14 protein-coding genes are annotated in these 14,198 nt (G+C 60.7%); 8 read left to right on the forward strand and 6 right to left on the reverse strand.

What is annotated here, in order from left to right; all coding sequences use genetic code 11:
- The first annotated feature begins 34 nt into the window (after positions 1-34).
- The 5 genes from QWY84_RS19115 to QWY84_RS19135 all read left to right on the forward strand — a co-directional run bounded on the left by QWY84_RS19115 (position 35) and on the right by QWY84_RS19135 (position 4,089).
- The gene (locus tag QWY84_RS19115) at positions 35-688 is read left to right on the forward strand and encodes an LpoB-related protein (RefSeq protein ID WP_290204630.1); all 654 of its coding nucleotides are present in this window, start codon (positions 35-37) and stop codon (positions 686-688) included.
- Positions 672-1,895, forward strand: a complete 1,224-nt coding sequence (locus tag QWY84_RS19120) for a COG3014 family protein (RefSeq protein WP_290204631.1) — start codon at positions 672-674, stop codon at positions 1,893-1,895. The genes QWY84_RS19115 and QWY84_RS19120 overlap by 17 nt, the downstream gene beginning before the upstream one ends.
- Before the next feature lie 17 nt (positions 1,896-1,912).
- Complete coding sequence (locus QWY84_RS19125; protein WP_290204632.1) at positions 1,913-2,365, forward strand: putative periplasmic lipoprotein; 453 nt, start codon at positions 1,913-1,915, stop codon at positions 2,363-2,365.
- Positions 2,362-3,189 carry a hypothetical protein gene (locus QWY84_RS19130; RefSeq protein ID WP_290204633.1) on the forward strand — a complete coding sequence of 276 codons (828 nt, stop codon included), beginning with the start codon at positions 2,362-2,364 and terminating at the stop codon, positions 3,187-3,189. The genes QWY84_RS19125 and QWY84_RS19130 overlap by 4 nt, the downstream gene beginning before the upstream one ends.
- Positions 3,190-3,579: 390 nt before the next feature.
- A complete protein-coding gene (locus tag QWY84_RS19135; protein ID WP_290204634.1) occupies positions 3,580-4,089 on the forward strand; it encodes a DUF2938 domain-containing protein in 510 nt (169 codons plus the stop codon).
- Between the two features lie 465 nt (positions 4,090-4,554).
- Here QWY84_RS19135 and QWY84_RS19140 read toward each other — a convergent pair whose 3' ends face one another.
- The 5 genes from QWY84_RS19140 to QWY84_RS19160 form a co-directional block, all read right to left on the reverse strand.
- The gene (locus QWY84_RS19140; protein WP_290204636.1) at positions 4,555-5,979 is read right to left on the reverse strand and encodes an amidase; all 1,425 of its coding nucleotides are present in this window, start codon (positions 5,977-5,979) and stop codon (positions 4,555-4,557) included.
- Positions 5,980-6,088: 109 nt separating this feature from the next.
- The gene (locus QWY84_RS19145) at positions 6,089-6,784 is read right to left on the reverse strand and encodes a cyclase family protein (protein WP_290204638.1); all 696 of its coding nucleotides are present in this window, start codon (positions 6,782-6,784) and stop codon (positions 6,089-6,091) included.
- A 38-nt stretch (positions 6,785-6,822) separates the two neighbouring features.
- A complete protein-coding gene (locus QWY84_RS19150; protein WP_290204640.1) occupies positions 6,823-8,148 on the reverse strand; it encodes a TRAP transporter large permease in 1,326 nt (441 codons plus the stop codon).
- Positions 8,141-8,713: a TRAP transporter small permease gene (locus tag QWY84_RS19155; protein WP_290204641.1), complete on the reverse strand. Its 573-nt coding sequence runs from the start codon at positions 8,711-8,713 to the stop codon at positions 8,141-8,143. The genes QWY84_RS19150 and QWY84_RS19155 overlap by 8 nt, the downstream gene beginning before the upstream one ends.
- A gap of 93 nt (positions 8,714-8,806) precedes the next feature.
- Positions 8,807-9,874: a C4-dicarboxylate TRAP transporter substrate-binding protein gene (locus QWY84_RS19160; RefSeq protein ID WP_290204643.1), complete on the reverse strand. Its 1,068-nt coding sequence runs from the start codon at positions 9,872-9,874 to the stop codon at positions 8,807-8,809.
- A 486-nt stretch (positions 9,875-10,360) separates the two neighbouring features.
- Here QWY84_RS19160 and QWY84_RS19165 point away from each other — a divergent pair, with 486 nt between their 5' ends.
- Positions 10,361-11,287 (forward strand): LysR family transcriptional regulator, encoded by a 927-nt coding sequence (locus QWY84_RS19165; protein WP_290204645.1) that lies wholly within the window; start codon positions 10,361-10,363, stop codon positions 11,285-11,287.
- Positions 11,288-11,621: 334 nt separating this feature from the next.
- Here QWY84_RS19165 and QWY84_RS19170 read toward each other — a convergent pair whose 3' ends face one another.
- Entirely contained in the window at positions 11,622-12,230 is a 609-nt protein-coding gene (locus QWY84_RS19170; protein ID WP_290204647.1) for a 2-hydroxychromene-2-carboxylate isomerase, read from the reverse strand.
- A gap of 375 nt (positions 12,231-12,605) precedes the next feature.
- On the opposite strand from QWY84_RS19170, the gene QWY84_RS19175 reads away from it, so the two are divergent.
- Entirely contained in the window at positions 12,606-13,211 is a 606-nt protein-coding gene (locus QWY84_RS19175; protein WP_290204649.1) for an OsmC family protein, read from the forward strand.
- A gap of 69 nt (positions 13,212-13,280) precedes the next feature.
- Positions 13,281-14,111 carry a class I SAM-dependent methyltransferase gene (locus QWY84_RS19180; RefSeq protein ID WP_290204651.1) on the forward strand — a complete coding sequence of 277 codons (831 nt, stop codon included), beginning with the start codon at positions 13,281-13,283 and terminating at the stop codon, positions 14,109-14,111.
- Positions 14,112-14,198 lie beyond the last annotated feature (87 nt).

Here is a 14,198-nt window from a genome sequence, read left to right on the forward strand (position 1 = left end):
CAGGTCGACGAACCCCTTTGAACGGAGAGACGCCATGACACGATTCCCTCTTCCCGCCGGCGCCGTGCGTGCCCTTGTACCGTTTGCCGCGGCGGCGCTGCTCGCCGGCTGCGCCGGCAATCAGGTGGAGAACGTGGCGGGCACGCCCACCGTGTATGAAGACCCGGAAACCACCGGCCGCGTGGGCGGTGTCGGCATTGAGAGCCAGGATGTGGTCGCCATGACCGACGAGATGATGCGCGACATGCTGCGCAACCGGATGCTCGCGGGCCGGGACGTGCCGCCGCGGGTGATCATCGACAACGCCTATCTGGACAACGAGAGCTCGTCTGTGATCAACACCAACCAGCTTACCGACCGCCTGCGTATCGAGCTCAACCGTGCGGCCAACGGGCGCATGGTCTTCGTCTCCCGCGAGTCGGCCGACATGGTGCAGCAGGAGCGCGACGCCAAGCGCGACGGCGTGGTCGACAGCGGCACCATTCGGGAGACGGCCGCTCAGGCGGGGGCCGACTACCGGCTGCGCGGGCGCATCACCTCCCTCGACGCGGTGGACCGCGACAGCCAGACGCAGTCGCGCTACACGCAGGTGACATTCGAGATGGTGGACCTGGAACTGGGCACGATCGTGTGGAGTGGCCTCTATGAGATGCGCAAAGCCGCGCAGGACAATGTCCTGTATCGCTAACCGGTGCGGCCGGGTGGTCGCCGCTGGTACAGGGGTGCTCCTCGCCGCCTGCGCCACCGGACCCAAGGAGTACGAGAGTGCGACTCTGTCGCAGGCGCAGCGCGACCATGTGGCTGCGCAGCCGCCGGCGTTGCGCTCGCACTACCAGACCCTCTACGAGGAGGGCCGGCGTAACGAGGTCCTCAACCTCATGGAGGTCGGGCTGCATGCCTACCGCAACGACCACTTCACGGAGGCGCGGCGGGCGTTCAACGAGGCCCGGTTGAACATCGAAAGCGTCTACGCGGACAACGAGGCCGCCCGGCGTGCGCGCAGCCGCTGGTATGAGGAAGCGGAGAAGGGCTTCAAGGGCGAGCCGTATGAGCGCTCCATGGTTTACTTCTACCTGGGGCTGCTGTTTCTCCAGGACGGCGATTACGGCAACGCCCGCGCAAGCTTTCTTGGCGGTCTGCTCCAGGACGCCTTTGCCGAGGAAGAGCAGCACAGCGCCGATTTTGCCTCGTTACTCTACCTCATGGGGTGGGCGGCGCAAAAGATGGGCAGCACCCAGCTCGCCGAGGAGCACTTCCAGGAGCTGCAGGCGTTCCGGCCGGACGCGCCCATCCCGGAGCCCCGGCACAATGTGCTGCTGGTGGCCGAGACGGGCACGGCGCCGCGCAAGCTCGCCGACGGTGTCGGCCACTACCAGCTCGTCTACCGTCGCGGGCGGGGCTTCGACGACACGGGCGCCGAGCTGGCGAGCGGCGACGGCTGGCAGCCGCTCTACCCAATCGAGGATGTCTTCTTCCAGGCCTCCACCCGCGGCGGGCGCGCCATCGACCGGATTGTGGAGGGCCAGGTGGAGTTCAAATCCGATACGGCGGAGGTCGGTGCCAATCTGAGCGACATCAGCCGCAATAACACGCTGGCCGGCCTGAGTGCTGCCGGGGGCGGCGTGCTTGCCGCGGGCTACGCGACCGTCACGCTGGTCAGCGTTGCGGCCCAGGGGCTGTCGGCTTCCTCGAACGTGCGCGCGGACACACGCTACTGGGAGAGTCTACCGGATACGCTCCATATCCTGCCGCTGCAGGTCGCTCCCGGCGAGGAGCTTACCGTACGGTTCGTCGACGACAACGGCACGCCCGTGGGTGCGGCGATGGAGGCGGCCGTGCACTTCGATGACCAGGGCAACGGGCTGGCGTACATCAGCTCCCGCCAGGACAACTGAACCGAGGAGAGATCAACATGCGGAGCATCCCGAACGTCGCCGCCGTAGTCACGGCCCTTCTTCTCGTGGTCGGGTGCCAGGGCCTGCCCAGCGACTCCGAGCGCCTCACGGAGCGTACCGCGCCGGTCGAGTACAACAGCGTCGTATTCACCGACTACAACCTTCAGCGCACCTGGAGCGATGGGCTGCTCGGGGAGGGCGGGCGCTATCGGCTGTCCGTGGAGCGTCACGGGCAGCGGCGCACTGAGACGGGGACCACCGAGGTGTTCGCCGTGATCCGCAACCACACGGACGCCGACTACACCCTGGAGGCGCGCACGCATTTCGTCGACCGAGACGGCGTGCCCACGGATGCCGACGCCGTATGGAAGCGCTTCACCGCCTCAGCCAATGGCCTGACCGCCTACCGTGAGTACTCGACCAGCGATCAGCCGCTGCAGTACCGCGTGGAAGTACGGGAGGTGCGATGATGAATCGATCAGCCGTTTCGGCCGCGTTGGTGCTGCTGCTCGGCGGCCCGGCCCTGGCCCAGCAGGATCACGCACCGGCGCCGATGATGGCGCCGGCCCAGGAGCCGCTGACCAGCCAGGCCAGGGCCGCCGAGCAGCAGACGTCCGGGCGGACCCGCGACGCCGAGGCCATTCTCGCGGCGTTCGTCGAGCGCTTCGGTGACGCGCCCCCGACCATGGCAGTGTACTGGAATCGTGCCTTCGGCGGCCGGGTCAGCGACTGGGCGAGCACCCAGCGCAGCGTCGTGGTGGGCAGCGAATCGGTGCGCAGTGACGGCCCGCAGGGCGCCACCCGTCAGGATACGGAACTCCGCCTCGCGGCCCAGTCCGAGACGCGAGGCCCGAGGGAGAACTCCGGTTCGGCGCGGCTGGCGTTCGCGCTGGAAGCGGGCTTCGTCGAGCGCTTGCGCGGCGCCGGGGTCCGCGTGCTCGATCGGCGCGCTATGATGCGCATCACCGACAATGCCCTGGAAGACGGCAGCTTCTCGCGCCTGTCGCCCGACCGGGCGCGGCTGGAGATGCGCTCGCTGGCCCAGCACGCGGACTTCCTGGTGGAACTGCGCCGTGATGGGCCTGACCGCTTCCGGATCACCGTGCTCTCGGTGGCCGATGGCAGTGTCCAGGCGCTATTCTCCTCCAACGGTATCCCGCCGGAGGAAGACAACGCGGAGCCGCGGTGGATCACCACCGATGAGGGCTTCGAGCGTCGGGAACGCCCGATATCGCTGGGCGCGATCGGCGGCGAGCTGGCGCTGCTCACGCTGGCAGGCATGAGTGGGCTATAGCTCGGGATCTCGTGCCCTCGCAGGGGGGCTGTATCCTCATCGTATCCATCCCCGCGATCTTGACGCGTTTGCTCAGCGCCACCTGAACTGTCCCGGTTTCTCCGGAGGCTGTTGGTTGTAAGTCAAACCGCTTCGGCTAGCCATCGCGATGGCGAAGTACGACCCGTTGCGGACGTTGGCCGGGCATCCGCCAGCGTCCGCTCTCCAGTTGAAGGGGCAAAAACACGCCGTCAAATGATTGGTTGGCGTTGATTCCCTCCCCGCGCTAAGCTTCTGTAAATGCAATACAACGCACAGCGCTCCCATTGACAGCGGGGTGTTATGGCGCCGTCACAGTGATCGAATCACCGTGAAGGCGATTCATTCACTGTTAGGCATGAACATCGGATTATGAGCACCGAGGCAAGTTACTTCTTAGGCGCAGCTGTCGTTGGGCTTGGCGCAACTCTGTTCATGGACCTTTGGGCACTGTTCCTGAAGCGTGTCTTTAGCATTCCTTCGGCCAACTACTGCATGGTCGGGCGCTGGCTTCGTCATATGCTCGACGGCACGTTCATGCACGCGAGTATCGCCGCCTCTTCTCAGAAACGCTTAGAGTGCACAGTGGGCTGGGTCGCTCACTATGCTATTGGTGCCGTATTCGCGGTTACGCTCGTCGTTCTTGTGTCTGGTGGCTGGCTTATGCGGCCAACTTTATTGCCTGCCGTGCTTTTCGGCGTTGGCACAGTGCTGCTTCCGTTCGTCATCATGCATCCATCGTTCGGACTCGGCATTGCTGCATCAAGAATCCCCAATCCAACGCAGGCCAGATTGCGAAGCCTTATGGCGCACACGGTATTCGGGATCGGGCTGTATGTATGCGCGGTTGGCGTGAGCTATGTGCTGCGGGTTCATGCCTAACAAAGCGCGCCACGGGGATGGCCTTTGCTCCGCGTTTTGACCTTGCGCGGCTGAATTGGACGCGTTCACGCAGATAGTGTCCCGAAAGCGGCCATTAAGTCATTATTCGGCAATGCCGACTCCTGACTGGAGATTGCCATCGAGGGTCGCCCCCACGACGCGAGGGACGATCACACCGTTCCCGGCAACAGTCGGCCATGAGCGGTCAGTGCCGACGAACGTGTCAGTGACCGCTTCGATACGGAAGACGCCATCGCGCCTGATGACCCCCGGGATCGTTGAGGGGTCAAAAGTCGAGAATTCCGGCCTCTTGCGGTTACCTCCAGGCCATGAACCGCAGCGACCGCTCGTAGCTCATCTGCTGCGGGCACCCGCCCGCCCATGTGCAAGGCATGCTACATTGACGCGGCGGCATCTAGTCGACTTTACAGTAACGCCGCTCCATGCAGCGAACCCATCACCCTGTCACCCTGCCGCCTGAGGTTGCTTGTGGGCCCAAGGCTGGGCCTGTTCAAACGAAGCCGCCAAAGACAAGATCAGGTTTTCCTGGTTAGCGCCCGCAACGAGCTGCAGCCCGACGGGCAGCCCTGCGTCCGTGAACCCAGCCGGAACAGACCCCGCCGGGTAACCATTCAAGTTGAACGGGTACGTGTAATAAACCCACGAAACGATGCTTCTGTGATTATGGGTTGGCGGCGTCGAGCGACCGACGTCGAATGCCGGAGCCGGAACCGTCGGTGTGAGCAGAAGATCATAGGAAAGGAAAAACTGGCGGATGGTTTCCCGAAACGCATATCGTTGAAATACGCTCTGGTAGTAATCTTGCATTTGCTGGTTCACCGCCTTATCCAGAACGTCGACCACCTCCGGGTCAATATCCTCACGCCTAGTGGCCAACGCATTCGCGAGCTTGGTTCCGACGCCGGCATAGAACTCCGCAACCCAAGTATCGATCGGGTCTTGCGGGAGTACGGTATCAACGAGCTCGACTCGGTGGCCGAGATCTTCAAATACCCGGGCTGCCCGTTCACATACATCCACAATCTCGGGCAACGGTTCGCCATAGCCAAGCGTCGGGCTCCAGGCTATCCGCAAGGGGCTGGCAACCGAGTCACAAGCCTTTTCAAATTCAGGTACAGGGCCTCGAACGCAAAATGGATCACGGTCATCCTCGCCTGCAATCACGGACAGCATTGTTGCCGAATCCCGCACCGTACGGCTCAAGGGGCCGACATGGGCAAGCGTAGGTGTCGCCGAAACTGGAAAGACCGGAACACGGCCGAAGTGCGCTTTTATGCCAAATAATCCGGATAGTGCAGCGGGGATGCGAACCGAACCCCCTCCGTCCGTTCCGAGAGCGACCGGGGAAATGCCAGAACTTACCAAGGCTGCGGAACCACAACTCGACCCTCCAGGGGTTTTATCGAGATTCCAAGGATTACGAGTAATGCCGGTAAGCGGACTGTCGCCTACAGCCTTGCAACCGAACTCGCTCGTGGTTGACTTGCCGAGAATGATGCCGCCCGCGTTGCGGATACGCTCGACAGCGGGAGCGTCTTGATCTGCCACATTCTCTTCCATAACTCGGGACCCGAACTGCATTGGCTGGTCCCGGACCGCGATCAGATCCTTGATCGGAACTGGCACCCCGGCGAGGGGTCCCAATTCTTGCCCTCGCATTAGCCTCTTTTCCACGTCTTTTGCTTGGCGCCGAACGTCATCCGGATCCAGGTGTGCAAAACAGTTTAGCCGACCGTCCAGTTTGTCGATGAGGGCGAGTGTCGCGTCAGCAATCTCTACCGGCGACACTTCGCGCTCCCTGATCGCGGCCCTGAGGCGTTGAAGGCTGACATATCGAAGATCGTTTGGCAGTTCTGTGGTCTCGGTCATGGCTAATTTCCTCGCGATTGGCGGTTCGCGCTACAGCCGCTAGCTGGTGTCGAGGCGACATACGGCCCCGCCTCGACACCCCTTTGGGCATCGCTGCACTCTCTACGATCTATACGAGCGCGAACGCACGCACCGGCGAGCCAGAACCACCCTTGAACTTGATTGGCACCCCGAAGAACTCGAACTCGCCCTTGCCGACGAGTTTTTCCAGGTTTACGAGCCATTCATAGTGCGAAATACCGAGGTCACGGCAGGCACGATGCTGAGCAAAGATGTTGTCGGTGGGCTTGTCCGTGCTCGGGCCTTCGACGCCATGCATTTTGGAGCCACGATCGGCAAGCCAGTGCGTCGCGTCTACGGTCAGGCCCGGGTGTTTCCAGCACACGTCCAGATTCGGGTAGTGCCGCTCGTGGTGCCCCGTACAAAGAAGAACGATGTGGCCATCCACCTTTACACCAGCTTCCTTCTCCGCTTTGTCCATTTCCGCAGCATCGATATCGCCAAGGTCTGGGATGTGCCTCATGTCGAAGCACACAGCCTTGCCCATGAAGATATCGAGGGGCATCTCATCCACAGGTGTACCGTCCGGGTTCACGTGACGAAACGCATCCACGTGCGTCCCCACATGATCAAGCATTCCGATAAAGTTCGTCTGGAACGTCATTCGGTCTTCCGGAACGCCGAGTTCCAAGGACTTGGTGTCTTCGTGGTTCAGATGCTTCAGATAGAACGGGCTCTGAAAGAGCTTATGGGCCGGCATGTTGTCCTCAACGGTGAGGGATAAGTCGATTACGGTCTTATTCATGATGCTCTCCTTTCGATGTTGGACCCGTGCGGGCACAGCTAGAGAATCTGGTTCGGTAACCAGCTGGCCAAGCCCGGGAAGAACGCCACCAGCGCAACCAGCACCAGCAGCACAAGCCAGTAAGGGATGGCGCCCATGAAAATGCGTGCGAGGGTTGCGTCCGGATCGCTCACCGCGCCTTTCACGGTGTAGACACACATGCCAAAAGGCGGTGTAAGCAAACCTGCCTCGATCGCGACAATGCCGATGATCGCGAACGCGAGCGGGTCGACACCTGCTTGGGCAATAATCGGCGCAAACAGTGGAACGGTCAGGAGAATGATGGAAACGCTGTCCAGGAACATGCCCATGAGGACCCAGACCAGGACCATCAGAGCGATAATGATCAAAGGATCTCCAGCGACGCCGAAGAAGAGGCCTCCGATGACGTCGATAATTCCTCCCATCGCCAAGAGCCGGGAGTACATGTCGGCCGTGATGAGAAGAAACAATAACGGCGCCGAGACCCGCCCGGTGTTAAGTACGGATTGTGCGAAGGCTCGCGGACCCATGCCCTTTGCTAGTCCAATAACCACCGAGAAGAGCACCCCAACGCCCGCGGCCTCGGTGGGCGTGAAGAAGCCCCCCCAAATACCACCCAGTACCGAGAGAATTAGGATCAACACCCCTACGCAGCTGAAGTACTCGGCCATGCCGGGCACGTCCACGCCGTCCCCCGAATCAGCCGGACCGGTTTTGTCACCGAACAGCCGCGGGCGGGCTATGGCTAAGAGAAGCAGGAACAGGAAGAACATCGTTGCCAGAAGAATTCCGGGTATGACGCCGGCGACGAAGAGTCGACCTACCGATTCCCCGGCAATAACGCCCCAGACGATTAACAAGATGCTCGGCGGGATCAGCATCCCCAAAGCGGCGCTACCCGCGATCGAGCCGAGCGCGACGCTTTTGTTGTAGTTGGCACGAAGCATTTCGGGATAGGCGATTCGGGAGAAGGTCGCAGCCGAGGCGATGGAAACTCCTGTAACTGCACCAAAAACCGTGTTCCCACCTACCGTGGCAAGCGCCAACCGGCCAGGGAGGAGCCGCAGGGATCGATCAATGACACGATAAAGGTCGGAGGCCGCCCCGGAACGGGCTACAATCTCGCCCAGCAAGACGAAAAGGGGAATAGTGGCGAACACGTATGATCGAATAGCGCCGTAGGCGGAACTGGAAAGCAACGAGCCGGCGATTTCGTAGCTCCCCATGATATAGGCGAGCCCGAAGAAACTGCACAGGCCGAGCGAAATGACAATCGGTATCCCGGTGAACACCAAGAACATCAGCGCACCGATGATCACCGTTGCGAAGGTAACGCTATCCAATGTTGGCCTCCTCCGATTTGCTGACATCGCTATCGATGTAGGCGCGGTCGCCGGTAACGCAAACGGCGATTGCCCTCACCGACTTAGCGAGGAAGTTCAGGACGGCGAGTACCGAACACGCCACAATGGCGAGCTGTGCGGGGAACTTAGGAACACGCAAGCTGGCATGGCCTTCGAAGGAATTGCGTACCCACGAAGTAATCATCGGGTCCCATGTGTAGTACGCAACCAATGTGAAGAAGAGTGCGCCTAGCAGGTAGCCGATTAGCCAGAAAAAGGGGACCACCCGTCGTGGCAGGAAGCTGTCAACGATTTCCGTGCGCAGCAGCGACCCGATCCGGACGCTGTACGCGATCTGCAAGAACGCCGTTATCAGAAGAACGTGTCCAACGACCTCGGCTACACCGGTAATCGAGTTCCCGAACACGCCACGGCCAACAACGTCAGCCCCGATAAGTAAAGCGAGCAAGACCAGCGCGCAGGCGGCGATCACCATTAGTATCTCGGCGATCCACTTGAGGATCCAGTCCGCACGGAGCGCCACAAGAAGGATGAACTGGAACATGGCCATACCCTTGAAATCGTGAATTCGAAACGAGGGCGTGCCTCGGGTTACGTGGGGCGCGGGCCGGCCCATAGGACCGGCCCGCATCCGGCGCTAGTCAATCTCATAGCGGTAGGGCCACTCGTAGCCGAGCCGCTCAAGTTCTTCCAGATAGAAGGTCATCACTTCCGTGCCAGGGAGTCCTCGCTCGTTGGCTTCTTGAGCCATGCGATTCGGGAAATCCTTGAGCGCCTCCGCCCAATCCTCGCGGGCTTGCTGGTCGATCTCGAATACGGTCGCACCCTCTTCTTCCAAGGCAGCGACCGCTTTTTCTTCTGACTCCGCACAGACTCGAGCGGTTTCTTCTTCATACTCCTCAGACACTTCCATGAGGATTTCCTGTACTTCCTCGGGCAGGCTGTTCCAGGTATCGAGATTGATCGTCACGGAGTTGACATACTGGGAGCCGAAGTCGGTCAACGTGAAAACGGGTGCGACTTCGTAGAGGCTGAAGCTCTCCCACCAAGCGGCCGCACTGATGTACCCGTCATACACTCCGGTCTGGATTGCCTGATAGGCTTCGTTGAGATTGGAAGTTACCGGTGATGCCCCGGCGATCCAGTCGAGGTTGACGCCTGCGCCCGCGATCTTTTGCCCTTCGAGATCGGAAAATGCGCGCCATTCGAAGTCCGTACCGAGCCCGTAGTTCTCCAAGCAGCTGCCGGTCAGGTACTTCTGGCCAAACTCTTCTTCGAAGAAGCTGATCATCTCCGGATGGGCTTCGAGGGTCGCCCGCCCGGCTTCGGTCGCCATATACGGGTCTGGCGTCCCGAACGGCATGAATAGAGGGAAGTTGTGTAGAAAGGCGTTGGAAGGCTCGAAGATCAGGCTTGCGAACCCGATGTCCAAGAGTCCGTCCCTGGTTGCCTGCAGGATCTCGTCGACGTCGGCGACTGCACCCGAGTGGAGTTCCTGGATCGTAAGTGTGTGCTCCGTTTCTTCGTTGACTCTTCGCTCCAACTCAGGAGCGAAGAACTCATGAGCAGTCTCGGTATAGGCAAGCAGGCCAATGGGATGCCCGGACCCAACGCGAAGCGTAATATTCTCGGCACCTGCCGCCGAGACGGTGGTCATCAGCGCAACTGGAAGTGCGATGGTGAGTGGTTTTGTCATGTTCATCATCTGTCTCCACGCAGTAAAAGTTAATCGAGCTGTACCTTCAGCCCTGAACTAGCCTCTCAACGCCATGCTCTTTTCCAACGCTAGGCTCGATTGCACTATATCGCTACCCGCCATCAAGCATACCTAATATATTAAAAGCTTATATCCAATAAGTATCGGACACTCGAAGACAGCCCAAATTTAAGGCCTTCCTTGCGGACGCAACGCCTTGGCGTCCTAGTCTCTCCCTCTTGGGAGTTCCATATATCCTTGGTTTAACAGTATTTTTTACTGTGTAAGCAAGATTGCAAAAATGGCGGTTACCTTCTCTTCCAGGTGATATCACAAGTCACTGACATCACTTATACAAAGTTTCAGTCATCAGGTATATTGCAAATTTATAAAGAGGTCTGCCGTTGACGTGCTGATTCCACGTCGAGTCACACCTGAGCAGTTCAACGCAAGAACTCCGACAGAAGCATGCGGCGCGCTTATACGAGGCAGGCAATGAATCTGAAGCAGATGCAGTATTTCGTGACCATCGCCCGTGTCGGCAGCCTTTCCCAGGCTGCCCAAGAGCTCAACGTCGCGCAGCCAGCCCTTAGCCAGAACCTGAAAAGCCTTGAGGAGGAGCTGGGCTTACCAGTCGTTGACCGACACTCACGGGGCGTAACCCCCAACGACGTGGGCCTCATGCTCTTGCACCATTTCACAGGAGTCTTACGGGATGTCGAGAAGACGCAGTCTCTGATAACAGATTATGCCGACAATCCATCCGGAGAAGTTAAGGTAGGAGTAACGACCACAGCAGCGGGAATATTGATTGCCCCATTACTAACGCTGGCGGCGGAAAAGTACCCGCGGATTTGGCTGCACGCCGTGGAGGGAATGAGTGGGACGCTACGAGAGGCTCTCCAGCTTGGGAACCTGGACATGGCAATTCTCTATGACGCGAGCATGCTCGACTCCGAGAACTTCGTAGTAACCCCGATCATGACTGAGGAGCTGTTCCTGGTAGTCAGGAATGATGGTCGACTGCGGCATCGCACAAGCATTCCATTTGAAATGCTTCCCGAATTCCGGCTAGTTCTCCCAAGTCAGCACCATACTTTGGCGAAAAGAATAAAAAACGCATCCGCGAATGCGAAGGTCCCCTTGGAGACGCACTTTGACGTGGATTCATTCACTGGAATGATCTCCTTGGTCAGGGCTGGCTTTGAGTCAATACTACCTTACGCTAGTGTTTCAGAGTTGGTTGAAAAGGGAGAAGTTCAGGCCATCCCTATAGACTCTCCGCCTATCCAGTGGACAGTTTATCTAGCTACCGCCCAAAAAGGGGTGCGATCCCGGGCCGTGCGTACTGTACACAAGCTCGTCACACAGACGATGGAGACGATGGTGGAAAGGGGGGATTGGCCAGGGCGACTTGTCTGAAAATCACATACTGGGAACGAGATCCATTGCGAAAGGGAACGCCGAATCGGCGGTAGCGGGTTCGGCTCTACGCGCTAGGATCTCAGCAGTGCATCGTCACCGGTAACGACGTGTTCGCTCGCCTGGTGTGGTGAATGGTGATCACTCCCCTCGATAGCGGACGCCGACAGATTCTGAGCAGCCGTCTGCAACGGGTCGGCACATGCCGGGCGTCGTCAATGACAACCAGGTTGGCGGAACGTCGCCATTCACCGTTCCAAAGAATGGTGAACAAACCTTCGCCCACCAGAGAACGTCCGTCGGACAAGCCGGGAGCGATGGGCCGCATCCACTGTCACTGTGCGTGCTTCGGTGCTTTCGCCCAATTCAACGCCTGTTCCAGACGGTCGTCGCCCCAGAATAACTCGTCCCCGGCGATGAACGTTGGTGACCCGAAAATCCCCCTTTGCCGGGCCTGCTCAGTTTGTTCCTTGAGCGCTGCCTTGTTCTCGGCCGAGCGTGCCCTCGCCAGGGCCGTGTCAGGGTCCTGGCCGGCGCGCATGAGTGCGCCGTGAATGTTCTCCTCGGTACCGATGATGCAGCCCTCCGTCCAGTGAAGAGCGAAAGCGGCTTCGGTGAACGTCGAACTCCACCCTTCCGCGCTACCGAGCAGCGCAAGGCGCGCCGACGTCAGGACCTCGTCGGGCGGGTACTTCTCCGGCCGCCGATACGGAATGCCGTGTTCAGCAGCGCGGCGCTCGAGATCCCGCCACATGTACGCCAGTTTGTTCGGAAACGGCAGAAACGGACCGTTCTCCAGTCCTTGCTCAACGAGAAGCGGCATCAGCAGGAAGGGCTTCCACTCGACGGCAACCCCCTCGGCCTCGGCGAGGGATCGAAGGCGGGCAACGGAGAGGTACGTATACGTGCTGCCGAACTCGAACCAGAATTGGACCGTGGGCATGACCAGCCTCCCGGTTGCGCGTTGCATCCCGCCCCCGGAAGCGGGATGGGGACGCCAGGAGACCCTCTGTCTTCCCGCGTCCAACAGATTGTGCGGGCCACCCTACAGAGTAGACAGCAAACCACCGTTTTGAACCGTACCGGCTTTTCCGGGGGCTCGTTGGTGTGAGTCACGCCACCATGGTGGACGGACTCTGCTGCTGATGGTACAGGCGAGGGATGCAGGTTTCGGCACGAACTGACCTGTACGCCGGGACGCATGTCCCATGTTTTATCAAATTTCTCTCGCCGGTCGGGACGTCTGCCTCAGGTCGTGATGCCTTTTACCTCCCAAGATGGACTCGCAGTCCATCGAAGGTCCACAGGAGGTTTCGTCATGGCAAAGCCGAGCGAGCATTTCGTACCAGCGCGCCAGCGCGTTCTGCAGCAACGGTATCGCGAAGCGCCCGAGCAGGCATGGATCAGCGATCACGCACGAGCGGTTGAAGGCGATGCGTCGGATTCCTTCCACGGTGACGTGGAGCCGGCCAACAACGGCGGGCAGCGTTGGCGCTACGGCATCCACCGGGCGGTCGGTGGCGACCATGATGTCCCGAATCCCGGTGACTTGCTGTGCGCGGCCCAAGCAGCCTGCTTGCATTCGACGACGCGCATGCTGGCGGAATGGCTGGATGTCGAGATTATCAATGCCGAGGTCGCCGTTAGCGCCGAGGTCGATGTGCGCGGCGCCCTCGTGGTCGACCCATCGGTGCCGGTAGGATTCCAGCGGATCCACTGCGACGTGCTGCTGGAGGTACCCGCTATGACCCCGGGGAAATCGCTGAAAGCGTTGATGGGCAGCGCGGAACGCTGCTGCCCGGTGTTTCAAACCCTCAAAGGCGGCACGGAGGTGGTTGTCGACTGGCGTATCGACCAGGCGGCGGGCCCCGAATCGAACGAGATTCGGCACGAGACCGGCGCCCACCACGACGCACGCACCTGACGCGCATCCGGCAACCAGTGGGTTCGGGGCACTGGACAGTGCCCCGAACAACCATCAAGGAGGCATATCATGAGTACAGCAGCCGAATCCCGGAAAGGATCCATCCGCCCGCACAACGCGGGCCCGTCGGCGGTATGGTCCAGTGCTGGTGCCGCCTACGACGAGATTAGCCGCGGCATCCTCGACGCCATCGAGCACGCCATCAACCGGCTCCGACCCCACAAAGAGATGCGCATCCTCGACGCGGCGACGGGCACGGGCTGGACGGCCCGCCGTCTGGCCGAACGGGGATTTCATGTTACCGGGCTGGATTTCGCCCCGGATATGCTGGACGCGGCCCGGGAGAGCGCCGCCGCCAGTGGACTGCAAATCCCGTTCATCGAGGGCGACGCCGAGGCGATGCCGTTCGACGACGGCACCTTCGACGCCGTGATCTCCACCTTTGGCGTCATGTTCACCCAGCGCCCCGAAGATGCCGCCGCGGAGCTGGCCCGCGTCTGCCGGCCCGGCGGCCGTCTGGTGCTCGCAGTGTGGACGCCGGACGGCAACGTCTTCGAGATGTTCCGGATCATCAAGGGGTATATGCCGGCTCCGGAAGGCGCGCCCCCTCCGTCACCCTTCGAGTGGGGCCGCACGGAGCGGCTCCGGGAGCTGCTGTCCGACGCCTTCGAACTGCGCTTCGAGGAGGGCACTTCCTACTACCGGGAGCCCGACGGCGCGGCCGCCTGGCGGACCTTCTCGGAGGGCTACGGTCCGGTACGCACCCTCCTCGGCAAGCTGGATGCGGACCAGCGCTCCCGCTTCGAGGCGGAGTTCACGGCCTTCCATGACGGCTTCGCCGACGAACTGGGCATTACAGTGCCGCGCCAGTACCGCGTGGTCCACGGTATACGGCGCTGACGACCGCGGGAAGCCTCGGAACCGGGAAGCGTGCTGCAGCTGGAGGGGCTGCGGCACGCCCCTTCGCCGGAACCCGTATCAAGGTTG

Source organism: Aquisalimonas lutea, from assembly GCF_030409225.1.
In the GTDB taxonomy this organism is placed as follows: domain Bacteria; phylum Pseudomonadota; class Gammaproteobacteria; order Nitrococcales; family Aquisalimonadaceae; genus Aquisalimonas; species Aquisalimonas lutea.

Coding starts and splice junctions, on each gene's coding strand:
- QWY84_RS19115 (WP_290204630.1), top strand. CDS start 35: ATGACACGATTCCCTCTTCCCGCCGGCGCCGTGCGTGCCCTTGTACCG.
- QWY84_RS19120 (WP_290204631.1), top strand. CDS start 672: ATGTCCTGTATCGCTAACCGGTGCGGCCGGGTGGTCGCCGCTGGTACA.
- QWY84_RS19125 (WP_290204632.1), top strand. CDS start 1,913: ATGCGGAGCATCCCGAACGTCGCCGCCGTAGTCACGGCCCTTCTTCTC.
- QWY84_RS19130 (WP_290204633.1), top strand. CDS start 2,362: ATGATGAATCGATCAGCCGTTTCGGCCGCGTTGGTGCTGCTGCTCGGC.
- QWY84_RS19135 (WP_290204634.1), top strand. CDS start 3,580: ATGAGCACCGAGGCAAGTTACTTCTTAGGCGCAGCTGTCGTTGGGCTT.
- QWY84_RS19140 (WP_290204636.1), bottom strand. CDS start 5,979: ATGACCGAGACCACAGAACTGCCAAACGATCTTCGATATGTCAGCCTT.
- QWY84_RS19145 (WP_290204638.1), bottom strand. CDS start 6,784: ATGAATAAGACCGTAATCGACTTATCCCTCACCGTTGAGGACAACATG.
- QWY84_RS19155 (WP_290204641.1), bottom strand. CDS start 8,713: ATGTTCCAGTTCATCCTTCTTGTGGCGCTCCGTGCGGACTGGATCCTC.
- QWY84_RS19160 (WP_290204643.1), bottom strand. CDS start 9,874: ATGATGAACATGACAAAACCACTCACCATCGCACTTCCAGTTGCGCTG.
- QWY84_RS19165 (WP_290204645.1), top strand. CDS start 10,361: ATGAATCTGAAGCAGATGCAGTATTTCGTGACCATCGCCCGTGTCGGC.
- QWY84_RS19170 (WP_290204647.1), bottom strand. CDS start 12,230: ATGCCCACGGTCCAATTCTGGTTCGAGTTCGGCAGCACGTATACGTAC.
- QWY84_RS19175 (WP_290204649.1), top strand. CDS start 12,606: ATGGCAAAGCCGAGCGAGCATTTCGTACCAGCGCGCCAGCGCGTTCTG.
- QWY84_RS19180 (WP_290204651.1), top strand. CDS start 13,281: ATGAGTACAGCAGCCGAATCCCGGAAAGGATCCATCCGCCCGCACAAC.